This window comes from Streptomyces sp. NPDC107575 (genome assembly GCF_055657265.1).
Map to the genome: position 1 here is coordinate 779,614 of NZ_JBVKBG010000002.1, position 25,778 is coordinate 805,391.

24 protein-coding genes are annotated in these 25,778 nt (G+C 71.4%); 6 read left to right on the plus strand and 18 right to left on the minus strand.

Annotated elements, in window-relative coordinates:
- Nucleotide 1: 1 nt before the first annotated feature.
- The 5 genes from ltnD to ACZ7L4_RS10185 all read right to left on the minus strand — a co-directional run bounded on the left by ltnD (nt 2) and on the right by ACZ7L4_RS10185 (nt 5,317).
- Entirely contained in the window at nt 2-940 is a 939-nt protein-coding gene (gene ltnD, locus ACZ7L4_RS10165; protein WP_472101264.1) for an L-threonate dehydrogenase, read from the minus strand.
- 110 nt (nt 941-1,050) lie between these two features.
- Nucleotides 1,051-2,475, minus strand: coding sequence for an Nramp family divalent metal transporter (locus ACZ7L4_RS10170; protein ID WP_472101265.1), 1,425 nt, complete (start codon nt 2,473-2,475; stop codon nt 1,051-1,053).
- Between the two features lie 75 nt (nt 2,476-2,550).
- Complete coding sequence (locus ACZ7L4_RS10175) at nt 2,551-3,507, minus strand: phosphoglycerate dehydrogenase (protein ID WP_472101266.1); 957 nt, start codon at nt 3,505-3,507, stop codon at nt 2,551-2,553.
- Nucleotides 3,507-4,292, minus strand: coding sequence for an HpcH/HpaI aldolase family protein (locus ACZ7L4_RS10180; protein WP_472101267.1), 786 nt, complete (start codon nt 4,290-4,292; stop codon nt 3,507-3,509). Before ACZ7L4_RS10180 ends, ACZ7L4_RS10175 begins: the two co-directional genes overlap by 1 nt.
- Before the next feature lie 44 nt (nt 4,293-4,336).
- Complete coding sequence (locus ACZ7L4_RS10185; protein ID WP_472101268.1) at nt 4,337-5,317, minus strand: aldo/keto reductase; 981 nt, start codon at nt 5,315-5,317, stop codon at nt 4,337-4,339.
- Between the two features lie 221 nt (nt 5,318-5,538).
- Here ACZ7L4_RS10185 and ACZ7L4_RS10190 point away from each other — a divergent pair, with 221 nt between their 5' ends.
- From ACZ7L4_RS10190 to ACZ7L4_RS10210, 5 genes are all read left to right on the plus strand, one after another.
- Entirely contained in the window at nt 5,539-6,765 is a 1,227-nt protein-coding gene (locus tag ACZ7L4_RS10190; protein ID WP_472101269.1) for a four-carbon acid sugar kinase family protein, read from the plus strand.
- Nucleotides 6,766-6,792: 27 nt separating this feature from the next.
- Nucleotides 6,793-7,815 carry a 4-hydroxythreonine-4-phosphate dehydrogenase PdxA gene (gene pdxA, locus ACZ7L4_RS10195; protein ID WP_472101270.1) on the plus strand — a complete coding sequence of 341 codons (1,023 nt, stop codon included), beginning with the start codon at nt 6,793-6,795 and terminating at the stop codon, nt 7,813-7,815.
- 53 nt (nt 7,816-7,868) lie between these two features.
- Nucleotides 7,869-8,675 (plus strand): DeoR/GlpR family DNA-binding transcription regulator, encoded by an 807-nt coding sequence (locus ACZ7L4_RS10200; RefSeq protein ID WP_472101271.1) that lies wholly within the window; start codon nt 7,869-7,871, stop codon nt 8,673-8,675.
- Nucleotides 8,676-8,895: 220 nt separating this feature from the next.
- Complete coding sequence (locus ACZ7L4_RS10205; protein WP_472101272.1) at nt 8,896-10,452, plus strand: pectate lyase family protein; 1,557 nt, start codon at nt 8,896-8,898, stop codon at nt 10,450-10,452.
- 57 nt (nt 10,453-10,509) lie between these two features.
- On the plus strand, nt 10,510-10,944 hold the full coding sequence (locus tag ACZ7L4_RS10210; protein WP_472101273.1) for a PPC domain-containing DNA-binding protein: 435 nt from the start codon (nt 10,510-10,512) through the stop codon (nt 10,942-10,944).
- Between the two features lie 19 nt (nt 10,945-10,963).
- Here the strand turns inward: ACZ7L4_RS10210 and ACZ7L4_RS10215 are convergent, their stop codons facing one another.
- From ACZ7L4_RS10215 to ACZ7L4_RS10225, 3 genes are all read right to left on the minus strand, one after another.
- Complete coding sequence (locus ACZ7L4_RS10215; RefSeq protein WP_472101274.1) at nt 10,964-11,455, minus strand: lamin tail domain-containing protein; 492 nt, start codon at nt 11,453-11,455, stop codon at nt 10,964-10,966.
- A gap of 96 nt (nt 11,456-11,551) precedes the next feature.
- The gene (locus ACZ7L4_RS10220; RefSeq protein ID WP_472101275.1) at nt 11,552-13,111 is read right to left on the minus strand and encodes an AbgT family transporter; all 1,560 of its coding nucleotides are present in this window, start codon (nt 13,109-13,111) and stop codon (nt 11,552-11,554) included.
- On the minus strand, nt 13,108-14,349 hold the full coding sequence (locus ACZ7L4_RS10225) for a metal-dependent hydrolase family protein (RefSeq protein WP_472101276.1): 1,242 nt from the start codon (nt 14,347-14,349) through the stop codon (nt 13,108-13,110). Before ACZ7L4_RS10225 ends, ACZ7L4_RS10220 begins: the two co-directional genes overlap by 4 nt.
- Before the next feature lie 90 nt (nt 14,350-14,439).
- On the opposite strand from ACZ7L4_RS10225, the gene ACZ7L4_RS10230 reads away from it, so the two are divergent.
- Nucleotides 14,440-15,525: an Lrp/AsnC family transcriptional regulator gene (locus ACZ7L4_RS10230; RefSeq protein ID WP_472101277.1), complete on the plus strand. Its 1,086-nt coding sequence runs from the start codon at nt 14,440-14,442 to the stop codon at nt 15,523-15,525.
- On the opposite strand, the gene ACZ7L4_RS10235 is transcribed toward ACZ7L4_RS10230, so the two are convergent.
- The 10 genes from ACZ7L4_RS10235 to ACZ7L4_RS10280 form a co-directional block, all read right to left on the minus strand.
- Nucleotides 15,506-16,981 (minus strand): MFS transporter, encoded by a 1,476-nt coding sequence (locus ACZ7L4_RS10235; RefSeq protein ID WP_472101278.1) that lies wholly within the window; start codon nt 16,979-16,981, stop codon nt 15,506-15,508. The genes ACZ7L4_RS10230 and ACZ7L4_RS10235 overlap by 20 nt on opposite strands.
- Nucleotides 16,982-17,156: 175 nt before the next feature.
- Entirely contained in the window at nt 17,157-18,470 is a 1,314-nt protein-coding gene (locus tag ACZ7L4_RS10240) for an amidohydrolase/deacetylase family metallohydrolase (protein ID WP_472101279.1), read from the minus strand.
- 36 nt (nt 18,471-18,506) lie between these two features.
- Complete coding sequence (locus tag ACZ7L4_RS10245) at nt 18,507-18,998, minus strand: RidA family protein (RefSeq protein ID WP_472101280.1); 492 nt, start codon at nt 18,996-18,998, stop codon at nt 18,507-18,509.
- A gap of 50 nt (nt 18,999-19,048) precedes the next feature.
- On the minus strand, nt 19,049-20,650 hold the full coding sequence (locus ACZ7L4_RS10250; protein WP_472101281.1) for an aminotransferase class V-fold PLP-dependent enzyme: 1,602 nt from the start codon (nt 20,648-20,650) through the stop codon (nt 19,049-19,051).
- A 66-nt stretch (nt 20,651-20,716) separates the two neighbouring features.
- Entirely contained in the window at nt 20,717-21,706 is a 990-nt protein-coding gene (locus ACZ7L4_RS10255; protein WP_472101282.1) for a LysR family transcriptional regulator, read from the minus strand.
- A 119-nt stretch (nt 21,707-21,825) separates the two neighbouring features.
- Entirely contained in the window at nt 21,826-22,182 is a 357-nt protein-coding gene (locus tag ACZ7L4_RS10260; RefSeq protein ID WP_472101283.1) for a hypothetical protein, read from the minus strand.
- Nucleotides 22,154-22,957, minus strand: a complete 804-nt coding sequence (locus ACZ7L4_RS10265) for an ABC transporter ATP-binding protein (protein WP_472101284.1) — start codon at nt 22,955-22,957, stop codon at nt 22,154-22,156. The genes ACZ7L4_RS10260 and ACZ7L4_RS10265 overlap by 29 nt, the downstream gene beginning before the upstream one ends.
- Nucleotides 22,954-23,775: an ABC transporter permease gene (locus ACZ7L4_RS10270; RefSeq protein WP_472101285.1), complete on the minus strand. Its 822-nt coding sequence runs from the start codon at nt 23,773-23,775 to the stop codon at nt 22,954-22,956. The genes ACZ7L4_RS10265 and ACZ7L4_RS10270 overlap by 4 nt, the downstream gene beginning before the upstream one ends.
- Complete coding sequence (locus tag ACZ7L4_RS10275; protein ID WP_472101286.1) at nt 23,775-24,632, minus strand: ABC transporter permease; 858 nt, start codon at nt 24,630-24,632, stop codon at nt 23,775-23,777. Before ACZ7L4_RS10275 ends, ACZ7L4_RS10270 begins: the two co-directional genes overlap by 1 nt.
- Nucleotides 24,629-25,771 (minus strand): ABC transporter substrate-binding protein, encoded by a 1,143-nt coding sequence (locus ACZ7L4_RS10280; protein WP_472101287.1) that lies wholly within the window; start codon nt 25,769-25,771, stop codon nt 24,629-24,631. Before ACZ7L4_RS10280 ends, ACZ7L4_RS10275 begins: the two co-directional genes overlap by 4 nt.
- Between the last annotated feature and the right edge of the window lie 7 nt (nt 25,772-25,778).

Consider the following 25,778-nt stretch of genomic DNA (forward strand, 5'->3'; position numbering starts at 1 on the left):
GTCAGGCCTCCTTCTCGTCGGTGTCGTTCTGCTGGGGCTCGGGCAGCTCGATGCCCGGGAAGATCTTGATGACCGCGCTGTCGTCCTCGCCGCCGAGACCGGACGCGGAGGCCTGGAGGAACATCTGGTGGGCGGTCGCGGACAGCGGCAGCGGGAACTTCTGGGGCCGCGCCGAGTCGAGGACGAGTCCGAGGTCCTTGACGAAGATGTCGACGGCGGAGAGCGGTGTGTAGTCCCCGGCCAGCACATGGGCCATGCGGTTCTCGAACATCCACGAGTTGCCCGCGCTGTGGGTGATCACCTCGTACAGCGACTCGGCCGGCACGCCCGCCTTGATGCCGAGGGCCATGGCCTCCGCGGCGGCGGCGATGTGCACGCCCGCGAGCAGCTGGTTCACGATCTTGACCTTGGAGCCGAGCCCGGCGGTGTCACCGAGCCGGTAGACCGTGGCGCTCATCGCGTCGAGCACGGGGTCGGCGAGGGCGTACGCCTCCGGGGCGCCGGAGGTCATCATCGTCAGCTCGCCGGTGGCGGCGCGGGCGGCGCCGCCGGAGATCGGGGCGTCCAGGCAGCGCACGCCCAACGCGCCGAGCCTGCCCTCCAGTTGGGCGGCGAAGGCGGGGTCGACGGTGGAGCACATGACGTAGACGGAACCGGGGCGCAGGCGCTCCGCCGCGCCGCCCTCGCCGAAGAGGACCGACTCGACCTGCGCCGAGTTGACCACGACACCCACGAGGACGTCGACGTCGGCCGCCAGGTCGCCGGCCGTGTCGTACGCGACGCCGCCCTCGTCGGCGAAGGCGGCGGCCACGTCGGCGCGCAGGTCGTGGACCGCCACGTGGAACCCGGCGGCGCGCAGACTGCGCGCCATGCCGAGCCCCATGGCCCCGAGGCCGACGACGCCCACGCGGGGCCGGTCCTGTCGATCCTGGTCGTGCATGTGTGTCAGTCCCTGTCTCTCACCGGCGGGCGTCGAACGCAGGTCATATGATGACCTGACGTTGCCGGTGAGTACAGGGTGATGCCGATCACAGAAGTGTGACGGTGGTGTCAGGCGCCGGGGACCAGGCCCAGCGTGTCCAGCACACCGTAGACACCGAGGAAGAGGATCGCCGCGCTGCTGAGGACGAGGGCGGCGGTCAGCCAGGGGTTGGAGCGGAAGCGGGCCGGAACACCCGTGTACCGCAGCCGCCACACCGCTATCACCACGGCGAGCAGGAAGACACCACCGCCGATGCCGCCGATCTGCACCATCAGGACGGGGGACTGCACCCACAGGAAGAAGCACATCCACACTGGCGGCAGACACCAGGTCAGGATGCGGACGGTGCGGGTGCGGGAGCGCAGGTCGTGCCAGTCGATGACACCGAGCAGACCGAGCGTGTTGCTCCACAGGCGCGGCACGCTCGCCGAGGACGCCACCGTCACCGAGAAGAGCACCGCGATCGCGCCGGCCAGGAAGAGGTACTGCGCCCACGGGCCGAGCACGTCGGTGTACATGTGCGACAGCGTGGTGATCATGTCGTTGCCCTCGGGCACGAGGCCCTGCGGGTGCAGCACGGAGGCGCCGATCGTGTAGAAGGACAGCGTGCACAGGGTGCAGATCACCCACGAGACACCGACGTCGAGGCGCATCACCTTCAGCCAGCCCTCGGCGCGCCGCGCGCGCTCCTCGGTGCCGTCGTCGGGCCCTGTCCAGCGGGCGTAGCCCTTCTCCAGACACCAGTACGTGTACGTCGTCATCTCGTCGGCGCCGACACCGGTGATGCCGAACATGGCGAGGGCGATGCCCACCGTGCCCGCCGGGATCTGGAAGCTCAGGCCCTCGGCGAGGTCCGCGGAGCCGTAGCCGAACGCGGTGAGCGGCAGGGCGAGGGCGAGCCCGACGGTGATGACCGTCTTGAGCGTGATGCCGACGACCTCGACCCGCTCGACGACGTGGTACTTGCCCGTCTGCAGGATGAGCACGGCGGCGGCCGTGACGATCAGCGCCCAGATGGTCAGCGAGGCGACACTGAGGACGCCGCCGTAGATGGGCAGCAGGATCGAACAGGCCGCCGCGGTACCGCCGATGATGCCGCCGCGCTGGAACATCTTGGCGAAGTCCATGCCGATCCAGAGCCAGTTGATCCAGCTCAGCCGGCCGATCCGGGGGCCGACGTCACGGAAGCCGTCGAGCGCGGGGCGGCCGGTGAGGATGGTCCAGCGGGCCAGCTCCATCTGCACCCACACCTTGACCGCGGTGGAGATGATCACGAGCCAGAGCAGCGCGAAGCCCGCCCTGGCGCCGAGCGAGGTGGTGGTGATCAGCTCGCCGGAGCCGACGACGGCGGCGGACAGGATGAGCCCGGGACCGAGCCGGCGCAGCCGTCCGCGGAAGGTCTCGGGGGCCGGGCGGGCGTCTTCGGCGCGCAGGGCGTACGGATCGGCCTGGGCGGGCGCCGGGGGGACGGCGCCGGGCGTGGTGGTGGCCATGTGTCGGGTCCTCGGGGGTTTTCCGGCGCCTTCGCCGGAATCCGGACAGGGAGGTGTGGGGGATGGCGGGGTGTGTCAGGCGGCCTCGTGCCGGGCCGGTTGTCCCGCGAGGACGCGGACGACGTCCTCCGCGACCATCGCGCCCATGGCCTGGTTCGCCTCGGGGGTGCAGGCCGCCATGTGCGAGGTCAGCAGCGCGCGGGGCGCGCCGCGCAGCGGGTGGTCCGCGGGCAGCGGCTCCGTCGTGAACGCGTCGAGGGCCGCCGCGCCGAGGTGGTCGGTGTGCAGCAGCTCGGCGAGCGCGGCCTCGTCGATCAGGCCGCCGCGCGCGGCGTTGACGAGGATCGCGCCGCGCCGCATGGACTCCAGGCGGGGGCGGTCCAGGAGCGGGGTGCCGGACGGGTCCGGCGGGGTGTGCAGGCTCACCGCGTCGGAGCGGGTCAACAGGGCGTCCAGCGAGGCCGGTTCGGCGTCGAGCGAGCGGATGGTGTCATCGGACACGTACGGGTCGTGGGCCAGGACCGACATGCCGAAGGCCCGCGCGTAACCGGCGAGCAGCCGCCCGATCCGGCCGAAGCCGACGATGCCGAGCGTCCTGCCGTGCAGCTCGGGGCCGAACAGCTTCGGCCAGCCGCCCGCCGCCACGGCGACATGGGAGGCGGTGAGCGAGCGGGCCGCCGACAGGAGCAGCCCGAAGGTGTACTCGGCGACGGCGCGGGAGTTGCTGCCGGGGGCGCAGACGACGGGGATGCCGCGCTCACGGGCCGCGTCGAGGTCGATGGTGTCGACGCCCACCCCGTGCTTGGCGATCACCTTCAACTTCGGTGCCGCGTCCATGACTTCGGAGGTGATCGGGTCCATGCCGACGATCAGGGCGTCCGCTTCGGCGGCGTGCTTCAACAGCTCGGCCGTCGGCAGCGCCCCGTCCTCGCGTGGGCGCAGCGGTCCCGCGCCCGCCGCCTCCAGGATCTGCCACGGGCGTGCGGAGTGCCGGGCGAAGGTGGGGGTGGTGATGAGCGTGGTGGCAGCCATCAGTGTGCCCCGCCGCGCGCCGCGTCCAGGTGGGACGTGGCGATCTGCTGGAGGTGGACGACGTCCGCTGCCACCGTCGCGAAGGTGAAGCCATCGGCGAGGCGGCGGGCCGCGCTCGCGCCGTCGGCGTTGTGGATGCCGGCCGCGATGCCCGCGGCCTCCGCCGCCTTCCGTACGCGGGTCAGGGCCTGCTCGAACTCGCCCTGCACGGACGGGTCGGTGGACGTCGCGCCGCCGATGGCGAGGCGCAGGTCGGAGGGCCCGACGTAGATGCCGTCGAGGCCGGGCGTCGCGCAGATCTCCTCGACGTTGGCGAGCCCGTCGGCCGTTTCGATCATGGCGAGGACGGCGGTGGCGTCGTGCGTGTCGGCCGGGTTCGGGCCGACGCGGAGCTGGGCGCGCATCGGGCCGTAGCTGCGGCGGCCGAGCGGCGGGTAGCGCACGGCGGCGACCGCGTCGGCGGCGTCCCGCGCGGTGTCGACGAGCGGCACGATGACGGCGGTCGCGCCCGCGTCGAGGGCCTTGCCGATGTACGTGAGGTCGTTGGCCTCGACGCGCACCATGCCGACGGCCGTGGAGCCCTTGGTGTCGGTGGCGAGGAGGTTGTTCAGCATGCCCTGGTAGCCGAAGAGGCCGTGCTGCGCGTCGAAGGCGAGGTAGTCGTAGCCGATCCGGGCGAGGCGCTCGGCGGCGACCGGGGAGTCGAGCAACGACCAGTAGCCGATGAGCTGTTCGCGGTTGCGCAGCGCGGCGGTGAACTCGGCGGAGGTGCGGCCGGGGGTCATGGGGGTCTCCATGTGCGTACGGGGGTGAGCGGAGGTCGGCGAGGTCAGCGGTTGTAGGCGGGCATCGGGCCGCGCAGCCGGGCGCCGACCTCGTCGCAGGCGGTCAACACGTCCTTGGGCAGCGGGCCTTGAGCGGCGGCCGCGATGTTCGCCCTGAGGTGGTCGACCTTGGAGCCGCCGAGCAGCAGGGCGTCGGTGGAGGGGCGGGAGAGCAGCCAGCGCAGGGACAGGTCGGTGAGCGGGAGGCCCGCGTCGGACGCGATGGCCGTCAGGTCGGCCACCGCGCGGAACAGGTCCTCGTTCCAGTACCGCTGCCGGTACATCGCCGCGACCTTCGAGTCGCCGAACCGGCCGCCGTCCGGGGCCTGTTCGAAGGTGTGCCGACCGGTGAGGAGGCCGCCGCCGAGCGGGTTGTAGACCATGGTGGCGAGGCCGGTCTGTGCCGCGAACTCGACGTACTCCTCCTCGATGCGGCGTGCGAGCAGGTTGTGCAGCTGCTGTGCGACGACGGGGCGGGGCGCGCCCACCTCGTCGGCCACCCGGTTCACCTCGGCGATCTGCCACGCCGCGTAGTTGGAGACACCAAGTGCGCGCACCTTGCCGGCCTTCACGAACCCGGCGACGGTGGCGAGGGTCTCGGTGAGCGGCGTCGCCCGGTCCGGCTGGTGCAGATAGAAGAGGTCGACGTGGTCCGTGCCCAGGCGCCGGAGGCTGCCGTCGAGTGCGGCGCGCAGGCCGTCGGCGGACAGCGGCGCGTGCTCGCCCTGGTCGGGGTGGGGGATGCCGGCCTTCGTCGCGAGCACGACCCGGTCGCGGCGGCCGGCCAGCAGCTCGGCGAGGATGCGCTCGCTCTCCCCGCCCGCGTAGCCGTTGGCGGTGTCCACGCCGGTGACGCCCGCGTCCAGCGCGGCGTCCAGCATCGCGGCGGCCGTCGCGCGGTCCGCGGTGTCGCCGAAGGTCATGGTGCCGAGGACGAGGCGTGACAACGGGACGGGGGCGTGGGGGAGTTGGATGCCGGGGGTCACGGTGGGGTCCTTCCAAGGGGTGTGCCGCGCGGCGGGTGGGCGGCACCGGGACGAACGGGGGAGAGGCGGCGGTGCGGCCGACCGGCCACAGGGGGCGTCGGACACCGGAACGCTCGCACGGCTGCGTGTTCCGCGCAAGAGGTCTCGCGCAGATCGCGCAACCTGTGCCATGATCCGGGCGGGCCGCCCAACGTCGGGCGTTCCCAAGGAGGTTCGATCCCGTGGCTTCGTCGCCCCCGCTCCCCGCCGTGCTCGCGCTCGCCGACGACCTGTCCGGCGCGGCCGAGGCCGCCCGCGCGCTCGGCGGCCCGGTCCGCCTGTCCCTCACCGCGCCGTGCGGCGCCGCCGCGGCATCCGGGCACGACCTCGTCGTGGACCTGAACACACGGCATCTGCCGCCTGCCGATGCGGCAGATGCCGTGCGCTCGGCCCTGCGACGGCGGGGCTCGGGCGGGTACGGGCTGCTCTACAAGAAGATCGACTCGCAGCTGCGCGGCAACGTCTCCGCCGAGGCCGCGGCCTACGCCGAGGGGGCGCGGGCCCTCGTCGTCGCGCCCGCGCTGCCTGCCGCCCGGCGCACCGTGACGGGCGGCGTCGTGCACGTGGCCGGGGTGCCGCTGCACGAAACGAGCGGCTGGCGCGCGGAACGCGCAGCGCCGCCGCGATCGGTGGCGCAGGCGTTCTCGGGGCTGCCGGTGCGGACGGTCCCGCTGGCGGCCGTACGCTCCGGACCCGGCCGCCTGGAGGCCGAGTTGAAGCGCGCGGCGGCGGCCGGTTGCCACCCCGCCCCGGACGCCGAGACCGATGCCGACCTGGACGCCGTCGTCGCGGCGGCCCTGCGCCTCGGGCCCGGCTTCCGGCTCCTCGGCAGCGGCGGCCTCGCCGGCGCGCTCGGCCGGGCGCTCGCGCGGCCCGCCGTGCCCGTGCCACCACCCGCGCGCGAGACGGCCCCGCTGCTCGTGGTCGCGGGAACGGCGGAGCCCGGGGCGGCGGCGCAGATCGCGCGTCTGGAGGCGCTCGGTATGCGTCATCTGCCGCTGCGGCCGGTGGAGTTGATGTCCGGTGCCGTGACGGTGCCGCCCGGCATCGTGGCAGGTGACACCGTCCTGTCGATCGACGGCTCGGCAGGGCTGCACCCCGCGGGCGGGCGCGTGCTGAGCGCGGCGCTCGCCGCCCTCGCCGCCGCCTGGCCCGGCCGCCCCGACCTCGTCCTCACCGGCGGCGAGACCGCCCGTGCGACGCTGGACGCCCTGGGCGTACGGGAGTTGGAGCCGGTCGACGAGATCCACCACGGCGCCGTCCACTCCCGCACCCCCGACGGCCGCACCGTCGTGACCCGCCCCGGCAGCTACGGCGCCGAGGACTCGCTCCTGCGCATCGCCACGGCCCTGCGCCCCCACCTGGCCACGCCCGGCCCCCGGACCCTTCCCGCCCAGCCGGCGAGCTGAGCCCCACCACCCCAAGAGGAGCCACCCATGAACCCCGACCTGCCCCGACTCCCGCTCATCGCCGTCACGATGGGCGACGGCGCGGGCGTCGGCCCCGAGGTCGTCGTCGCCGCGCTGCTCGACGCCGCGGTGCTCGGGCGCTGTCGCCCGGTCGTCATCGGCGACGCCGCGCGGCTGCGCGAGGCCGCCCGCATCCTGGACCTGGAGTGCGAGGTGGCCGAGGTCGACCACCCCCGCGACGCGGTCTTCACACCCGGCCGCGTGAACGTCGTCGACCTCGCGCTGCTCCCCGCCGACCTGCCCTGGGGCGAACTCTCCGAGGTCGCGGGCAACGCGGCGTACGCGTACGTGAAGCGGGCCGCGGAACTCGCCCTCGCCGGTGACGTCCAGGGCATCTGCACGGCCCCGCTCAACAAGGGCGCCCTGCACGCCGCCGGACACATCTACCCCGGACACACCGAACTCCTGGCACACCTCACCGGCACCGAAGAGGTGTCGATGATGCTGTCCACGGAGAAGGTCAAGGTCATCCACGTGACGACACACATCGGCCTCATCGACGCGGTCAACCGCATCGAGCCGGGACTCGTCGAGCGCACCGTGCGCCGCGGCCACGAGGCGATGGTCCGCGCCGGCACCCCGCACCCCGTCATCGGCGTCTGCGGCATCAACCCGCACGCCGGTGAGAACGGTCTTTTCGGGTACGGCGAGGAGGCCGAGAAGATCGAGCCCGCCTTGGAGAAGCTGCGTGCCGCCGGTGTGGACGCGCGCGGCCCGCTGCCCGCCGACACCGCCTTCTTCCTCGCCTCGCGCGGCGACTACGACCTCATCGTGGCGATGTACCACGACCAGGGGCACGGCCCCGTGAAGGTGCTCGGCATCGAGGCGGGCGTGAACCTGACCGTGGGCCTGCCCGTGATCCGCACGTCCGTCGACCACGGCACCGCGTTCGACATCGCCGGAACCGGGAAGGCGGAGGCCGGTAGCATGGTGGAGGCCCTTCGCCAGGCGGCCGAGATGGCCACGGCGCCCTCCGCCCCGGCGGTCTGAACCGCCTTTCGCCGCACCGCCGTTGACCGCCGCCGTACCGCAGAGGACCGACCATGCCGTCCCCGAACCCCCAGCCGCCCACCTCCCAGGCGCAGGGCTCCCGCGCCCGCCGGGACCGCATCGTCGACCTGGCCACCACCAGCGGGCTCGCCAGCGTCGAGGAACTGTCGCAGCTCTTCGAGGTCACCCCGTCCACCATCCGCCGCGACCTCGCCCGCCTCACCGCGGAGGGCCGGCTGGCCCGTACGTACGGCGGCGCGATGGCGCTGTCCGCGCACCCCGAGGCCTCGCTGCGGCAGCGCACGGGAGAGGCGTACGACGAGAAGCGCGCCATCGCGCAGTGGGCGGCGCGCGTGGTGGAACCGGGCGAGACGCTGCTCCTCGACGCGGGTACGACCGTCGGCGCGCTCGCCCATGAGCTGCGCGCCGTCAAGGAGTTGACCATCGCGACGACGGGGCTGACCGCGCTGCACGCGCTCGCCGACGCGGAGGGCGTGCACGTCGAGTGCCTGGGCGGCACGCTGCGTCCGCTCAGCCAGGGGTTCGTCGGGCCGCTCACCGAGGCCGCCCTGGAGCGGATGTCCTTCGACCGGGTCTTCCTCGGCGCCGACGGGGTCACCGTCGACCGCGGCATCTGCGAGGCGGACCTGCGCCAGACCCGGCTCAAGGAACTCATGGCCCGGCGGGCGGACCACGTCTACGTCCTCGCGCACGGCGGGAAGCTGGGCCGCGCCCCGTTCCACGCGTGGGCGACGCTGAAGGAGGGCTGGACGCTGGTGACCGACGCGTCGGCGCCGGCGGAGCAGGTCAGGGCGTTCGAGGCGTGCGGGGTGCGGGTGGAGGTCGCGGGACGCGGGTGACCTGCCGGGTCGTCAAGTACGGCCCGTGCGCGGGGAGTTGCGCCGGGAGAAGTTGGGTCACAAGCGGTGCGCGGGGCCTTGCCACGCGCTCCGGCGGCGCTCTATTGTCCCGCGCAGAAAGCGCTTTCCCCCTCTTTCCGCCGGTCACCACACCGGTTGCACCGGCATGCCCAGAGCACCTGAGTCAGTGCGCTGCACTGCACCGGAAGGACACACGACGATGAAGTTACCCAGACCCGTCGCGCTCCGCCTCACCGCCGGGATCGGCGCGCTCGCCCTCGCGGGCGCCGCCGCCATGACGCTGTCGACGTCCGAGGCGTCGGCCGCCGTGACCGGCACCGCCACCGGCTACGCCACGCAGAACGGCGGCACCACCGGAGGCGCGGGCGGGGCGACCGTGCGGGCCACCACCGGGACGCAGATCCACCAGGCCCTGTGCGGCCGTGCGAGCGCCGACACCCCGATCACCATCGAGGTCGAGGGCACGATCAACCACGGCAACACCGCCAAGGTGTCCGGCGACAGCTGCAACACGGCCGCCGGGGTCATCGAGCTCAAGCAGATCAGCAACGTCACCCTCGTGGGCGTCGGAAACGGCGCGGTCTTCGACCAACTCGGCATCCACATCCGCGAGTCCAGCAACATCATCATCCAGAACGTGACGGTCCAGAACGTCAAGAAGTCCGGCTCGCCCACCTCCAACGGCGGCGACGCCATCGGCATGGAGAGCGACGTCCGCAACGTCTGGGTGGACCATGTGAACCTGCTCGCCTCCGGCGGCGAGTCGGAGGGCTACGACGGCCTCTTCGACATGAAGGACAACACCCAGTACGTCACCCTCTCGTACAGCACGCTGCGCAACTCGGGTCGTGGTGGCCTGATCGGCTCCAGCGAGACCGAGCTGTCCAACGGCTACATCACCTTCCACCACAACCTGTACGAGAACATCGACTCCCGCGCACCCCTGCTGCGCGGCGGCACGGCGCACATGTACAACAACTACTACGTGAGCCTGAACGAGTCGGGCATCAACTCCCGCGCCGGGGCGAAGGCCAAGGTCGACAACAACTACTTCAAGAACTCGAAGGACGTCCTCGGCACCTTCTACACGACGGCCGCCGGATACTGGCAGGTCAGCGGCAACACCTTCGACAACGTGACCTGGTCGGGCGCGGCGAGCGACTACAAGCCGGCCGGGCCGAACCCGACGTCGAACACTACGGTCTCCATCCCGTACGCCTACAAGCTCGACGCCGCGTCCTGCGTGCCGGGTGTCGTGGGCGAGACGGCGGGCGCCAACAAGGGCATGAAGGTGTCGGACGGCAGCTGCTCGACGCAGACACCGACACCCACTCCCACGCCCACCGATCCGACGCCCACACCCACCGACCCCGCGCCCACGCAGCCCTCCGGCACCAACCTGAGCATCGGCGCGGGCTCCGACGGCTCCAGCAAGGCGGACGGCACCAGCTACGGCAACGTACGCGACGGCAGCATGACCACCCACTGGTCGCCGAGCGGTACGACGGGCTCGGTCTCGGTCAAGTGGGGCACGGCCACCACGGTCTCCAAGGCGAACATCCGGGAGACGGCGGGAGCCACCGGCCGCATCAAGGCCTGGCGGCTCCTCAACGGTGACACGGGCACGGTGCTGGCCTCCGGCACCGGCGCGGGTGTCACGTCGTTCCCCAAGACCTCGCTGAAGAAGCTCACGCTCGAGATCGCCGGCGCGAGCGCGACGCCGCAGGTCGCGGAGTTCGAGACGTACGCCCAGTAGACGGAAGACCCCCGCCCGCCGGTTTCCGGACCGGCGGGCGGGGGGACCCGGCCGCACATGAAGTGGCAACAAGTGCAGCACTCCCCGGCAGCCGTCTACGTCCTCGTGCTCGACGAGGGCGAGGAGGCCCTGACCGGGATCACGGACTTCGCCCGCGCCCGCTCCCTCGGTGCCTCCCAGGTGACGGCCGTGGGCGCGTTCTCGCAGGCCGTCGTGGGGTGGTTCGACCGGGACGCCAAGGACTACCGGCCCACCACGGTGGGCCAGCAGTGCGAGGTGCTCTCGCTGCTCGGGGACATCGCCGTCGGCGAGGACGGCCCGACCGCACACCTGCACACCGTGCTGGGCCTCGCGGACGGCACGACCCGCGGCGGCCACCTCCTGGAGGGCCGGGTGTGGCCGACCCTCGAGGTGATCGTCCGCGACAGCCCCGCGGAGCTGGCGAAGGTGTACCGCCCGGAACTGGGTCTTGCGCTGATCGACCCGTCCTAGCTCCCGGCCAGCCGATCGGTCAGCCGTGGAAGGCTATGTACCCGTTGCCGTCCCGGTCGTTCGACCGCTTGGTGTACGAGTGGACGTCGGACCGGGGGCCGGAGGGCTTGTACAGGTAGATGGTGTCCCCGGTGTTGTTCCACATGAAGTTGCAGTTGTCGCGGTAGACGACGTTGTTCGCGTCGGAGTCGCTGCCGTTGCCGCCGCGCAGCTTCACGTAGTCACCCGGCTGAAGGGAGTGGCTCGCGGTGAACTTGAAGCGGTTCCCCGCGGCGTCCTTGACGAGGTACCCCTTGAGGTTGACCGTCGCGGTGCGCGAGTAGTTCTTGATGGTCAGGTACTCGTTCTTGGTGTTGCCGCCCGAGCAGCGGTTGGAGTCCCGACCGGGGGCGTCGTACTGGACGCCCCTGATCTTCAGGGCCGAGGAGTACTCGGCGGCCTGTGCGGGAGACGCCGTCGCGGCGAGCGCGGCGACGGCGGCGGCTGCGGGCAGGGCGTAGCGGTAGCGCATGAGGTTCCCCCCTCATTCGTTCCAGTGGAGCCCCGCGAGCATATGCCATGTGTGCAGGCAGTAGCGGCAATGTGAAGGAAACGTGTACGGGGCGGCTCAGGGTGTGCTGATGGAGGCTCCCGGACCCAGCGGGATGTCGAAGCCGTAGAAGATGCCGAGCACCGCCAGCCACGCCACCAGGAACGGCACCACGAACACCGACAACCGCGAGAGCAGGGAGCCGAGTTGGGCCTCCGGTTCGTAGCGTTTGAGGACCGTCAGGAGCAGGAAGACGTAGGGGTTCAAGGGCGTGATCATCTGGGTGGCCGAGTCGCCGATGCGGAACGCCGCCTGGGTGACCGCCGGTTCCATGTGCAGCAGCATGAACGCCGGGACGAAGACCGGGGCCACCAGGGACCACAGCGCCGAGCCCGAGGTGATGAAGAGGTTCAGGACGCAGACCAGGAGGACGAAGGCCACCAGGCCCAAGTAGCCGGTCAGGCCCACCGATTCGAGGAGCGCCGCGCCCTTCACCGCCAGCAGCGTGCCCAGGTTCGTCCAGTCGAAGACACCGATGACCTGCGCGATGACCAGGATGAGCACGATGTACGCGGACATGCCCGTGATCGCGTCGGCCATCATGCGCGGCACGTCCTCGAAGCGCGTGACCGCCTTCACCGTACGGCCGTAGACCGCGCCGGCCAGGAGGAACGCCACGAAGAGGAGCGGCACGATGCCGTCGAGGACGGGGGAGGGGACCAGTGCCCCGCCCTCGCCGCGCAGCGGGGAGCCGGGGAGCAGCCAGCAGGTGATGACCACGGCGGCGTAGGCGAGGACCACCAGGCCTGCGCGGAGCATGCCGCGGCGCTGGAGGGCGGTGACCTCCGTGGTGACCTCCCCGTCCGCGTCGGTGCCGTCAGCCGTCGGGCGAGGCAGCCGCGGTTCCAGGACCCGCGAGATGAGGAAGCCGCCGATGAGGGCCAGGACGACGCTCGCCGACGCCGTGTAGAAGTAGTTGATCAGGATGTGTGTCGGGGCGTCCCCGCCCTGCGGGAGTACCTGCGCGGCCTGGTGGGTGATGCCCGTGTAGAGGGCGTCGAGCGCACCGATCGTGAAGCCCGCCGCGTACCCCGCGCACACGCAGGCGAAGCCGCCGATGAGGCCCGCGACCGGGTTGCGGCCCGCGTTCTTGAACACCAGCGCGGCCAGTGGCGGGATCACCAGGATCGCCACGTCGCTCATCAGGTGCGCCTGCGCCGCCACGAACGCCACCAGGTACGGCAGCAGCCACTTCGGGGCGCGGGAGATCGAGGCGCGGACCATCGTCTCAAGGAGGCCCGTGCGCTCGGCCACGCCCACCGCGGCCATCATCAGGAGCACCGTGCCGAGCGAGGGGAAGCCCGTGAAGTTGGGGATGAAGTTCTCCAGCAGCCAGACCACGCCGTCCCCGGTGAACACCCCCTGCACGGCGACCGTCTTGTCCTCGCCGGGTATCCGCACCGTCGCGCCGGCCGCCGCGAGCGCGGTGGACGCGGCGCCGACCAGGACGAACAGGCCGAGGAAGAGGAGGACCGGGTGGGGGAGCTTGTTGCCCACCCGCTCGATGCCGGACATGGCCCTGTCGATGAAGCCCGCTCTGGTGCGCTCGCGCTCGGGGGCCGGTGTCTGTGTCGTCATGTCCCGAGTCCGTTCTTGCGGAGTGTGCCGCCCTGTGCGACGAGGACGACGTTCGCGGGGTCGGCGAGCAGCGTGATGTCGGCGAGCGGGTCGCCCTCGCACAGCACCAGGTCGGCCCGCTTGCCCGGCTCCAGCGTGCCGAGTTCGGTGTCCAGGCCGAGGAGTTCGGCGGCGGAGCGGGTGCCCGTGGTGATGGCCTGCAGGGGTGTCATGCCGAGGGCCACGAGGTGGGTGAGCTCGCGCAGGTTGCGGCCGTGCGGGACCATCGCCGCGTCCGTGCCCATGGCGATCTTCACGCCCTCGGCGATCGCCGCGGAGATGTTCTCCTTGGTGATGCCGGACCAGCGGACCTTCTTCTCGTAGTGGTACGGCTCCATGGTGGCCTTGTCGATGCCGTCGAAGACCGTGGACAGCGTCGGGACGACGAACGTGCCGCGCTCGCCCGCGAGTTCACGGGCCTGCGCCGACATGCCGTAGCCGTGCTCGACGCTGGTGACACCGCCGCGGATCGCGTTGAGGATGCCGGCCGTGCCCTGCGCGTGCGCGGCGACCGGGCGGCCGCCGTGCCGGGCCAGCTCCTCGACGACCGTACGGATCTCCTCCTCGGTCAGACCCTCGTCGTCGGGGTGGTCGTACGGGCTCGACATGCCGCCCGTGGCACACACCTTGATGACATCGGCGCCCGCGCGCAGCAGCTTGCGCACCGCGAGCCGCACCTCGTCCGGGGTGTCGGCGATCTCGCCCATCCCGGAGCTCGGGTCGAAGCCGCACTCGGTGGCGAAGTCGGCGTGCCCGCCGGTGTGGCTGAGGATGCGGACGGCGGTGTGGATGCGCGGCCCGGTGGTCAGGCTCTGCGCGACCGCCGTGCGGTAGCCGGCCGGCAGCCCGCCCAGGTCGCGGACGGTGGTGACACCCGCGTCGAGGGTGGCGCGCAGCCGCTCGGCGGTGCGGAAGGTCTCGACCGTGGTGTCCTGCTCGTAGCGGCGCACCATCTGGCGCGCGGACTCGACGCCGAGGTGGACGTGGGTGTCGATGAAGCCGGGGAGGAGCGTGCGGCCTCCGGCGTCGATGGTGTGCACGCCGGGCAGGGCGTCCGGCGCCGTCGCCGCCGGGCCCGCGTAGGCGATGAGGCCCTCGGCGTCGACGACGAGCGTGGCGCCCTCGACGGGCGCGGCGCCGGTGCCGTCGATGAGGCGGGCGTTGGTGATGCGGAGCGAGGAAGGCTGTTGGGAACTCATGAGCGAACACTGTCGGATTCGGCGATGACGAACACGTAAAATCGCAGGAACCTGACCTGGTCCACCTATCTGTGCAGGATTTCGGCCACCGTGAGAACGCAGCATTCAGAACCGGCGAAGGAGCGGCGCACCGTCGCGGAGCCGAGCGTGGCGGACCGTGTGCGGGTCGACGAGCTCGATCTCGCGCTCGTGCACGCCCTGCAGGTCAACACCCGCGCACCGTGGACGCTCATCGGCGAGGCGCTCGACATCGACCCCGTCACCGCCGCCCGGCGCTGGGAGCGGCTCGCGAAGAGCGGGGCCGCCTGGGTCGACGGGTATCTCGCGCTCGACCGCGACGAGGGGTCGGTGTACGCGCAGGTCGAGATCGACACGGGTGGGCATCTGCCGGAGGACGTGCTGACCTCGCTCGCGGCGGACTCGCGGATGCTCAGCCTCAAGCAGACGTCGGGTGGGCGCGACCTGCTGGCCATCGTGGGCGCCTCGTCGTTCGACGACCTCGCCCACTACACCGGGGAGCGGATCTCCCGGCTGCCCGGGGTGCGCGGCACCCGGATCCATGTCATCACGGCGGTGCCCTTCGAGGGCGCCCAGTGGCGGCTGCGGAGCCTCACGCCCGCCCAGCGCACGCTGCTGCGGCCCGAGTACGCGGACGTCGAGGCCCCTGTCCCCGACGAGCCGATACGTCCCATCGACCGGCGTATCGCGCACGCGCTCGGCAGCGACGGGCGGATGCCGTTGTCGGGCCTGGCCAGGGCCACCGGGGCGAGCACGGCCACGGTCCGCCGCAGGCTGCGGGTGCTGAGCGCCGGCGGCCGCCTCTCACTGCGGTGCACGCTGGCCCGGCCACTGACCGAATTCCCGGTCTCCGCCGTCTACTTCGGGTCCGTGCCCGCTGAGAACCTGGACCCCGCCGTGCAGGCCCTGCGCACCCTGCCGGGCCTGCGCATGTGCAGCATCACCGCGGGCACCCACAACCTCATCCTCGACATCTGGCTGCGCACGCTCGCCGAGGTGCACACCACCGAGGCCCTGCTCAACCGCCGCCTCGCCGACCTCGGCCTGCGCATCACGGAGCGCGCGGTGGTGCTGCGCACGCTGAAGCACGCCGGCCGACTGCTCGACCGGCGCGGCCACAGCGTGGGCGCGGTTCCCCTCAGATCGACCGGAGACTGAGCTCGCGCTCCTCGGCGTCGGCATCGAAGCCCACCGGTTCCCAGCGCTTCACGAGCAGCGCGATGAGGCCGAGGACGGGCGCGCCGAGAATCACCCAGTACACACCGGTCCCCAGCCCGGTGCTGAGGATCGGGAAGAAGAACAGCGTGAGTGTCGAACCGAGGCGCAGCACGGCCTGGTTGAAGCCGATGGAGATACCGCGCATCGAGGTGGGGAAGCCCAGCGAGGCGTAGCTCATGATGTGCGCTCCGGGGCCGAAGCCCTGGGCGAACATAAACGCACCCAGCATCAGGATCCCCGCCGTGACGACGGCGGTGCCCGAGGGCTGTCCGATGAGCGCGAGCACGGTGATCGCCACCAGCTGGATCGCGAAGCCCAGCGACATCATCGGCCAGGCACCCTTCGTCGACGCCCAGCGGATGCCGAGCAGGCCGCCGGTCAGCGCGAAGACGAGGTTCAGCGTGAAGGACGACGCGATGGTGGTCAGCGGGCCCTGCGTCATGAGTGTGGCGATGATGATCGGCAGGCCGAACGCGACCGCGTTGTAGCCGAAGGTCTCGGCGAGGCCGACCACCACCGACTGGATCGTGCGGGTGCGGTACGGGCCCTTGAACAGGCGCGCGTAGGAGGCGAGCCCGGGTCGCTGCGGTCGCTCCGTCTTCCCCTGTACGTCGTCCGGGACGTAGGCATCCACCCCGTACGACTGCCGCAGGATGCTCGCGGCGCCCTCCAGGTCGCCCTGGTCGGCGGCCCAGGTCGGGGACTCGTTCATGTAGCGGCGGCGCAGCAGCAGGACAACGAGTGCGGGGATCGCGCCGAAGCCGACGGTGAAGCGCCACAGCCAGCCCAGGTGGGCGTCCGGCAGCAGGAAGTACAGCGCCATGATGACGAGGTAGCAGCCGCTGGTGGCCGCGTACCAGGCGGGGGACCAGGCGGCCGTGCGCGAGCCCTTGCTGCCCTTGCCGCGCAGCCGGGAGAACTCCGCGAGGAACGCGATGGCGACCGGGATGTCCATGCCGACGCCGATGCCCATCACGAACCGGGCGCCGATCAGCGTCCACGCGTCCTGCGCGACCGCGCACACCAACGCCGTCACGACGAAGAACAGCATGTTGGCCATGAAGACCCGGTAGCGGCCTATTCGGTCCACGAGCCAGCCGCCGACGAGCGCGCCGATCAGCGAGCCGACGCTGATGGAGGCGGTGACGACGCCGGCCATCGTCGAGCTGAGGCCGAACTGCTTCGTGATGTCGGGGAGCCCGTACGCGAGCGAGCTGAGGTCGTACGCGTCGAGGAAGATGCCGCCGAGCGCGATGATCACGATCATCCGGGCGTGCTTGCCGCGCGCCGTCCCGGAGTTGACCAGATCGGAGACGTCGGCCGCGGACCGGATCGGCACGGGTCCTGACGCCGCCTCCGCCGGCGTGGGTGAGGGCAGGGAGGAAGTGGAGCTCACGGGGGCCTTCCGGAGGTGCTGGTGTGCTGCGGGTGACAGGTGTGTCGCGGAATCGTATGCAGCCACCGGAAGGACTTCGTCCATTTGTCCGCATGCTGGTCACGGCCGTGCACAGGGTCCCGGCCGAGAGGGCCGGGACCCTGTGGGGCACCCGTGTGTCACCTGTGCTCACCGCTCAGTGCTCGTGCTCCCCGGTGTCCGGCTTCGCGCCCGGTGTCCACTTCTGCGCGGACTTCCCGTTGAGGTCCCACACCACCTTTCCCGCGCGCACGGTCAGCTGGGTGGTGAGCTTGCGGCTGCCGTCGATCCGGTAGCCGAAGCTGTCGACGTAGCCGAACCTGCCCTTGTCGAGGGAGAACAGGGCCAGGTCGGCCGGGGCGCCGACCGAGAGGTTGCCCAGGTCGGAGCGGCCGACGGCCTTCGCGGGCTTCCAGGTGGAGGCCTCGACGACGTCCTTGAGCGGCATGCCGAGGGTGAGGAACTTGCCCATGATGTTCGGCATGTCCTTCATGCCGGCGTTCATGCTGGTGATGTGCAGATCGGTGGAGATGGTGTCGGGCGCGAAGCCCTCCTTCATCGCCTCGACGGCCACGTCCCAGCTGAAGCTGCCGCCGCCGTGCCCGACGTCGAACAGCACACCCCGCTCCCGGCCCTTGTGCAGGCCGGAGTTGAGCTTGCCGCTGTCGAGCAGCTCGTTGCGCAGGCCCGAGTACACATGGGAGTAGATGTCACCGGGGCGCAGCTTCTCGCCGAGGAGCTGCTCGATCGGCCGCTCGGGGTGGTTGGCGCCGAAGTCGACCATGACCGGCAGGTCCGCCTTCGTGCCCGCCTCGACCGCGTTGTCGACGGCGGCCCAGTCCTTGCCCTCGTAGTGTGCGGTCTTGATGCCGACGACGGTGTCCGGGAACTCGGCCGCCTTCTCCGCCGCGGGCCCCGGCTTCATGTCGCTGACGTCCTGCTCGACCTTTGCGCCGCCCATGCCCTTGCCGACGATGTTGAGGAAGGCGAGGACGCGGGTCTGGGACCGGTCGATGATGTTCTTCTTGAACAGGTCGAAGTTGGCCGCGCCCGAGGAGCCCGCGTCGACCGCGGTGGTGACACCGGTGCGGAAGGTGAATCCGTCGGGAGCCACCCCGTTCTTGCCGTTCGCGTAGTCGTCCTCGGGGCCGGGGAACAGATGGGCGTGCAGGTCGACCAGGCCGGGGGTGAGATACGTGCCCGCCGCGTCGACCTTCTGTTTCGCGGCGGAGGCGTCGATGTCCTTCGCCACCTTCGCGATCCTCCCGTCCTTGACCGCGACGTCGCGGACCGCGTCCACGTGGTTCTTCGGGTCGATGACATGGCCGCGCTCGATCACCAGGTCGTAGGCCTCGGCCTTCGAGGTCGCGGGCGCGGTCGAAGACGCCAGGGCGCCCGCCGTCGCCGCGCCGAGTGTCAGTGTCAGGGCCGCCGGAAGCACCAGCCAGTGGGCCCGCTGTCTTGTGCGCATGAAGAACTCCCTCGTCGTTCGGACCGGTGGGACGACTCAGATGACGGCGATGCAGTCGATCTCGACCAGCGAGTCGCCCGGGATGCCGGCCGCCGCCGCGATCGTCGTGCGCACACCGGGTTCGGGGCCCCAGCGGCCGAGGAAGACCTCGTTCATCCCGTCGTAGTCGTCGAGGGTGTTCAGATAGACGTTGATCTTGAGGACCTTCTCCATCGAGGAGCCCACGGACTCCAGATAGCGCTCCACCTCGTTCAGTACGTGGTCGGTGTGCGCGCGGATGTCGCCCTCGAAGTGGGCGCCGATGCCGGAGATGAAGACCATCGAGCCGTACGTGACGATGGGGCTGAACAGCGGGTTCTCCGGCGGCTCCACGCCGTCCGGGTAGTGCACCTCCTTGCGCGGCTTGGCCGGCCTGCCGTGCTGGGCGTCGGCCGCCGAGGCCGGGCCCGCGCCCGCCACGGCCGGTACGGCGGCGATGGCCGCCACGGCGGGGGCCTTGCGGATGAAGTCCCGTCGGTTCGAGGTCACGCGTCCTCCGATGAAGTTGGTGGGGTGGGGGTGCTTGAGGGGGGGGGGGCTCAGGACGTGCGGGTCGCCTTCCAGCTGCCCTTGAGGTACTCGCCCAGATCGACGCGGCCGCTCATCTCGTCGCCGGTGAGCTTCCCGGTGAAGGCGTACGAGAGGGAGTCGCCGTGCTCCTCGCCGTACGAGCTGCGCACCGTCACCTCGTCGGCGCCGACGGAGCCCGTGGCGGGGCGCGAGACGAAGTCGCCGCGGTGGGTGCCGGTGAGCTTGGCGCCGTCCTGCTTCAGCGTCAGCTTGTGTTTGCTGGAGGCGCCGGCCGCGTAGGTGATCTCCAGGGACCAGGTGCCGCTCGCGTCGACGGAGGGCGGCTTCGGCTTCGCGGGGGCCGGGGGCGGGTCCTTGAGCTGCCTGACGATGTGGTCGGCGATGGTCTTCTCGTCGCCGGGCTCCAGCATGTACGGGGTGACGGCCAGACCCGAGAGCGCCGGGTCCTTGCTGCCCGCCGGATTGATGGCGATGCGCGGCTCGCCCTCCCACAGGGCGTCCACGATCGTCTGGCCGACGACGCCGCGCTTCTCCGCGTCCCAGAACAGATTCAGCGTCGGTGTGCGGTTGGACAGGCCCTCCGGCTGGACGAGCTCGGAGGTGACACCCGGGACCGCGTCGGAGACCCGCTTGGCGATCGTCTTCAGCCACGAGGTCCACTTCGCGTACTCGGCCTTGTGGTCACGGCGCACCCACATCTCGACGGCCGCGAGCATGCCCATGGCCTCTTCCTTGCCGACCTTGAAGCCGCGGGCGTAGCCGTGGTGCGGCGCGCTGTGCACCCAGGCCGCCCGCACCAGGTCCTCGCGGCCGAGCAGGATGCCCGCCGACTGCGGCCCGCGCAGCGCCTTGCCGCCGCTGTACGCGACGAGGTCGGCGCCGCGCTCCAGATGGACGTTGGGGATGGTGAGGACCTCGGCGGCGGCGTCGACCAGCACCGGCACGTCCTTCGCGTGGGCGAGGTCGGCGATGGTCTTGAGGTCCAGTTCGCTCTCGTCGACGCGGGGCATCGCGAACACGTACACGAGCGCGGTCTGCGGGCCGAGCGCCGCCTTCATCTCCTCGCGCGTGGCCACCTCGACGACCTTCAGGCCGACGGCGCTGATGGCGGCCTCGTACACGTTCCGGGAGTGCTTGGGGATGATGGCCTCGGTCTTGGTGAAGCCGCTCAGGTCGGGGATCTGGATGTGCAGGTCGGGGTTGCCGCCCGCGGTGCAGGCCGCCGACGCGTGGGTGAGGGCGGCCGAACAGCCCGAACTGACCATGCCGAACCCGGCGCCTGTCAGCTCGCCGAGCCGTCTGCCGACGCCGTCGGCCAGCTCGTCCAGCTGCACGTACTGCCGGGACGCCGCGTCGATGGCCTCGCGCACCTCCGGCAGGATCAGCGAACCGCTCAGGACGGTGTAGGTGCCGCGGCCGTTGATGAGGGGGCGTACGCCGATGCGCTCGTAGTCGCCCTTCTTCGCGGCGGCGGAGGTGGCATGGGTGGCGCCGGTGGTCCTGTCGGCCGCCATGGCCTCCCCGGGCAGCAGCGAGCCGAGCGCGAGCGCCCCGCCGGCCGCTGCGCTCCGGCCGAGCATCGTGCGACGTGTGACTGGGTCAGTACGCATCCGAACCCTCAACTTCCGCCTCGTTGACCGGTGTTGGACACACGCTAGGAACGCCGTCGTGCGGCGTTAAGCGCGCCGTGCTGATGCGGGTATTCGCAACTTGGATGAACCGTTCCGGGTGTCCTCCGTGAGGTCCCGGGTGCCCGGTGGCACCTCGGAGGCCTCGATCTCGCGCAGCAGTGTGCGGGCCGGTGGTGTCAGCGTCCGGGTGGTGGACCAGTGCACCGCGACCCTGCGCCCGCAGGGCACGTCGAGCCTGCGCGCCACGACACCCGAGGTGTCCGCGGTGGCGACGGCGAGGAGGTTGGTGACTCCGATGCCGAGACCGCTGCGGACCAGCGAGATGAGGGTCTGCGGCTGGTTGGTGGCCTGGACGGCGTTGGGCTCCAGGCCGCGTTCGCTGAAGGCGCGGTACGTCTCGAAGCCCATGGCCTCGGGGGAGCCGAGCCGGCCGATGGTGATCAGGGGGTGCGCGGCCACCGCGGCGAGCGGCAGCGGCTCCGGCAGTTCGGCCAGCAGATGGTCGGGCGGATGGACCGCGATCAGGCTCTCCCACCACAGCGGCCGCGACTCCACCGAAGGGCCCGGCGGAGGCGCCATCGGGCGCAGGCAGACGTCCACCTCGCCGCTCGCGAGCGCCGCGTCGAGCTCCAGGGTGGAGCGCTCGACCAGGACCACCTTGATGGCGGGGCGGGTACGCGCCATGCGCTCCAGGAGCTGCGGCACGAACGCCACGCTCGCGCTCGGGTAACTGCCCAGCGTCACCACGCCCCGCGCGGCGCCGCGGTACCCGGCCATCGCGGCCTCGGCCCCGGCGAGCCTTCGCAGGATGGCGCGCGCGTGCTCGGCGAGGACCGCGCCCGCGTCGGTGGGTGTCACCGGGCGCCGGTCGCGGTCGAACAGCGGCACCCCCGCCTCCCGTTCGAGGGCGGCGACATGCATGCTCACGCGCGGCTGGGAGCGGTGGGTCAGCTCGGCCGCCGCGCTGAAGCTGCCGGTGTCCACGACGCCGAGGAAGGAGACGAGCCATTCGAGACGCAGATCGGAACGGAGCATGCCTCTCGTCTACCGCCGCCCGAGCGCCGCGGACCAGAAGGGGCCGGCTTTCAGAGGAGGGCCGATACGGTTTCCGAATAGCGTGCGGCGGCGTGAACCCGCCTGCCTGGCAGGCCGGTTCAGCGCGGCGCCCCCGGTGGTGCCTCGATGTGCTCGATCCAGTACTCGCGGGTCAGCGCGTCCACGCCGGCCGGTGCCACCCCGCGCAGATGCACCACGTCGCCGTCCGTGCCGGCGATCCGCCCGTGCTTCTGCAGCTGCAGGATGTGGTACCGCTCCGGCTTGAAGCCGAGTTCGACGTCGACGGCGAACCGCCCACGGGGATCGCGGAGTTCACCTACTCCCGGGCCGACCTTCCCGGTGGCCTGCACGCTCAGCCACACCTGGTAGACGATCACCAGCAGCACCACCACCGCGATCTTGCGCAGCGTAGGACTCTTCGCGGTTCTACGCAGAAGCGACGACGTCGGCGGCACCGTCCTCATCCCCTTCCCCTGCCAGCAGCGCGTTCACCCGGTCCACGGCGGACCGGAACTCCGGCAGCGTCACGGCGGTGTCCCAGCGCCGGGGCCGGGGCAGCTCGACGTCGACGATCTCCCTGACCCGGCTGGGGCGCCGGGTGAGCACCACGACGCGGTCGGAGAGGGACACCGCCTCGTCGACGTCGTGGGTGACGAAGAAGACCGTCGGGCGGCGGCTCTCGAAGATGCCGGTGAGGTCCTCCTGCAGCTTGCGCCGGGTCTGCGCGTCGATGGACGCGAACGGCTCGTCCATGAGCATCACCGCCGGTTCGTTGGCGAGCACGCGGGCCACGCCGAGCCGCTGCTGCATGCCGCCGGACAGCTCGTGCGGGTAGCGGTGCTCGAAGCCGCCGAGGCCGACCAGGTCGAGAAACTCCCGTGCACGGGCGGCGCGTTCGGCCTTCGGGACCCCGCGCATGCGCGGGCCGAAGGCGACATTGCCGAGCACCGTCTTCCACGGGAAGAGGGCGTGGCTCTGGAACACCACGCCCCGGTCGGGTCCTGGCCCGTGCACGGGTGCGCCGTCTACGGACACCGTTCCGCCGCTCGCCTCGACGAACCCGGCGACGATGTTCAGGACGGTCGTCTTGCCGCAGCCGCTCGGCCCGAGGACCGACACGAACTCGCCCTCCTGGACGCCGAAGGAGACCTCGTCGATGGCCGTGACCTCCTCGCCGCTGTAGTCGTCCGCGTACGCCTTGCGCAGTGCCTTGATCTCCAGGGCGGTCATCCGTCGGCCTCCAACCTGCGTACCATTCCCCAGCGTTCGACGGTCGCCCGCTCGAACGGGGCCAGAATCAGCGCGTCGAGCGCGTACCAGAGCGCGCCGAGGACGACCATGCCGAGGAAGACCTGGCTGATGTCGCCGACCCGGCGCGCGTCGAACATCATGTAGCCGATTCCGCTGGTGCCGACGATGATCTCGGCGGCCACCAGGGCCCGCCAGCCGTAGCCGAGCCCGGTGCGGATGCCGCCCGCCACCGACGGCAGCGAGCCCGGCACGATCACCTCGACGAACACCCGCCACCGCCCGGCCCCGAGGCTGCGCGCCGCCCGCACCAGCTCGCGCGGCACCTGCTCGACGCCCGCGACGACGCTCAGCATCAGCGGGAAGACGATGGTGTAGACGATCACGAAGGTGACGGCGGTCAGGCTGAAGCCGAACCAGACGATGACGATCGGCAGCCACGCGATGTCCGCGATCGCCTGGAAGAACAGCAGGATCGGCCAGAAGAACCGGCGCAGCCGGCCGATCATCGCGACCGCGAAGCCCAGCGGCAGGCCGATGAGCAGCCCGAAGCCGACGCCGTACGCGAGGCGGGTCAGGGAGTCGGAGAGATAGCCCGGCAGGATGCCCTTCTCCAGGAGGCCGCCGAGCGTCGTGAGGACGGTGCCGGGGCCCGCGAAGAACGAGCGGGGGAACACCTCGAACTCGGCGAGCAGCCACCACAGGGCGACGACCGGCACGAACGGGCCGAGCGTGCGGACGGTGCCGCTGCGCAGCAGGCGCCGCCACACGGGTGCGGGCGCCGTGGACAGTGCGGCCATCAGCGGTTCACCCCCGTCATGCCCCAGCGCTCCACCGTGCGCCGCTCGAGCGGTGCGAGCAGCAGTCGGTCCATCAGCAGCCACAGCACCCCGATGATCACCATCGAGGCGATGATGACGTCGGTGCGGAAGTACTTCTGCGCCTGGAACAGCGCGTAGCCGAGGCCCGCGCTGCCCGCGATGATCTCGGCGGCCACGAGCCCGCGCCAGCCGTATCCGAGCCCCACGCGCAGGCCGGTGACGATGCTCGGCAGGGCGCCCGGCAGCAGGATCTCCCAGAACATCCGCACACGTCCGGTGCCCAACGAGCGCGCGGCGCGCAGCAGTTGGACCGGGATCTGGCGCACGCCCAGCATCGCGTTGTACGTCAGCGCGAAGAACATCGCGTTCCACACGATGAAGACGACCGCGCGGTCGCCGTAGCCGAACCACAGCGTCGCCACCGGGATCCACGCGATGCCCGCGAGCGCCACCGAGAACCGCAGCAGCGGCGCGAAGAACGCGGACAGCGCCCGGCTCGACCCGAGGGCGATGCCGAAGGGGAGCGCGGTCACCAGCGCGAGCACGATCCCGAGGCCCATCCGCCGCAGGCTCGCGCCCAGATGCCGGACCAGATCGCCGCTCGCCGCCATGTCACCGAGCGCCCGCAGCACGTCGGTCACCTGCGGGAACACCCGCAGTGGCGTCCCCGTGACGGCGACCGCCACCGCCCACGCGACGACGAGCACGGCGAGCGGCCCGAGGAACCAGAGCGCGCGGCCGAGGCGGGGGCCGCGCCGCTTGCGGGACTTTCGCGCGTGGCGCGGCAGGGCGACCGTCGCGCGCGGGGGAGCCACCTTCGTCGTCGGCGGGGTCACGACGGGCAGGCCTTCGACGCGCTCGACCGGTCGAAGCGGTATCCGCCCTCGACGGCCGCCGCCTTTGGTACGTCGGGCAGGTCCCGGAACAGCTTCGGGTTGGCCGCCATCACCTTGAGGATCGGCTTCGGGTCGAAGTACCTGTCGACGTCGAAGCCGGACTTGACGGCACCCTGCTGGGCGAGCAGCCGGGCCTGGGTGTCGAGGGCGAGGTAGTTGCAGGCGGAGAAGCGCGGGTCGAGCTGCTTCACGTTGTGCTTCATCGCCTCCACGGCCACCGCCTTCTTGGTGCCGGGCAACCACCGGGTCGCGGAGTCGGCCGCGTCCTCGGGGTTCTCGCGCATCCACTGGTCGGTGCGCGCCCGCGCGGTGAGGAAGCGCTCGACGACCTCCGGGTGCTTCTTCGCGTACGCGGGTGTGGTGACGATGTAGCCGATGAACGGGATGTGGCCGCCGCCCCGCAGCACCTCCTTGGCGCCGTCGACCTGGTCGACGATGGTGATGGGGAACGGGTCCCAGACAATCGCGGCGTCGATGCCACCCGTCTTGAGCGCGACCGCCATGTCCGGCGGCTCGGTGTTCACGATCTTGACGTCACCGGTCTTGAGGCCGGCCTCGCGCAACAGGCCGAGCAGATAGAGGTGGTTGATGGAGCCCTCGGAGACGCCGATCTTCTTGCCGCGCAGGGTCGTGAGGTCCTTGCCGTCCACGCCGGACTTGGCGGCCGCGACCACGGCCATCGTCTCGTCGATGCTCTTCCGGCTCGACGAACCGGTGTAGTTGCCGACCAGGGACAGGTCGATGCCCTTCTGCGCGGCGGCGATCGAGGGCGTGCCGACCTGGACGAAGTCGACCTCGCCCGCTTGCAGCGCGTTGAGCGCGTCGACACCGGTCGGGTACGGCTGGGCCAGCTTCACATTGAGGTTCTGCTCGTCGAAGTAACCGGCCTCCACGCCGGACGGCAGGCCTATCTGGTCGATGGCGGACACATATCCGGCTCTGACGCGGGTCGGCGCCGCCGCGCCCGCGCCGGACGCACCTTCTACGGCATCGTCCACGGTGGAACCGTCGGAACACCCCGCGAGCAGCAGGATTCCCGAGCATGCCGCCACGGCGACGTGGCGTTTGGCGCGAACCATTGGCTTC

What these genes read in the sequence shown, in the direction of transcription:
- ltnD (WP_472101264.1), bottom strand. Translation starts at nt 940, where the DNA reads ATGCACGACCAGGATCGACAGGACCGGCCCCGCGTGGGCGTCGTCGGC.
- ACZ7L4_RS10170 (WP_472101265.1), bottom strand. Translation starts at nt 2,475, where the DNA reads ATGGCCACCACCACGCCCGGCGCCGTCCCCCCGGCGCCCGCCCAGGCC.
- ACZ7L4_RS10175 (WP_472101266.1), bottom strand. Translation starts at nt 3,507, where the DNA reads ATGGCTGCCACCACGCTCATCACCACCCCCACCTTCGCCCGGCACTCC.
- ACZ7L4_RS10180 (WP_472101267.1), bottom strand. Translation starts at nt 4,292, where the DNA reads ATGACCCCCGGCCGCACCTCCGCCGAGTTCACCGCCGCGCTGCGCAAC.
- pdxA (WP_472101270.1), top strand. Translation starts at nt 6,793, where the DNA reads ATGAACCCCGACCTGCCCCGACTCCCGCTCATCGCCGTCACGATGGGC.
- ACZ7L4_RS10200 (WP_472101271.1), top strand. Translation starts at nt 7,869, where the DNA reads ATGCCGTCCCCGAACCCCCAGCCGCCCACCTCCCAGGCGCAGGGCTCC.
- ACZ7L4_RS10205 (WP_472101272.1), top strand. Translation starts at nt 8,896, where the DNA reads ATGAAGTTACCCAGACCCGTCGCGCTCCGCCTCACCGCCGGGATCGGC.
- ACZ7L4_RS10210 (WP_472101273.1), top strand. Translation starts at nt 10,510, where the DNA reads ATGAAGTGGCAACAAGTGCAGCACTCCCCGGCAGCCGTCTACGTCCTC.
- ACZ7L4_RS10215 (WP_472101274.1), bottom strand. Translation starts at nt 11,455, where the DNA reads ATGCGCTACCGCTACGCCCTGCCCGCAGCCGCCGCCGTCGCCGCGCTC.
- ACZ7L4_RS10220 (WP_472101275.1), bottom strand. Translation starts at nt 13,111, where the DNA reads ATGACGACACAGACACCGGCCCCCGAGCGCGAGCGCACCAGAGCGGGC.
- ACZ7L4_RS10225 (WP_472101276.1), bottom strand. Translation starts at nt 14,349, where the DNA reads ATGAGTTCCCAACAGCCTTCCTCGCTCCGCATCACCAACGCCCGCCTC.
- ACZ7L4_RS10240 (WP_472101279.1), bottom strand. Translation starts at nt 18,470, where the DNA reads ATGCGCACAAGACAGCGGGCCCACTGGCTGGTGCTTCCGGCGGCCCTG.
- ACZ7L4_RS10250 (WP_472101281.1), bottom strand. Translation starts at nt 20,650, where the DNA reads ATGCGTACTGACCCAGTCACACGTCGCACGATGCTCGGCCGGAGCGCA.
- ACZ7L4_RS10255 (WP_472101282.1), bottom strand. Translation starts at nt 21,706, where the DNA reads ATGCTCCGTTCCGATCTGCGTCTCGAATGGCTCGTCTCCTTCCTCGGC.
- ACZ7L4_RS10265 (WP_472101284.1), bottom strand. Translation starts at nt 22,957, where the DNA reads ATGACCGCCCTGGAGATCAAGGCACTGCGCAAGGCGTACGCGGACGAC.
- ACZ7L4_RS10270 (WP_472101285.1), bottom strand. Translation starts at nt 23,775, where the DNA reads ATGGCCGCACTGTCCACGGCGCCCGCACCCGTGTGGCGGCGCCTGCTG.
- ACZ7L4_RS10280 (WP_472101287.1), bottom strand. Translation starts at nt 25,771, where the DNA reads ATGGTTCGCGCCAAACGCCACGTCGCCGTGGCGGCATGCTCGGGAATC.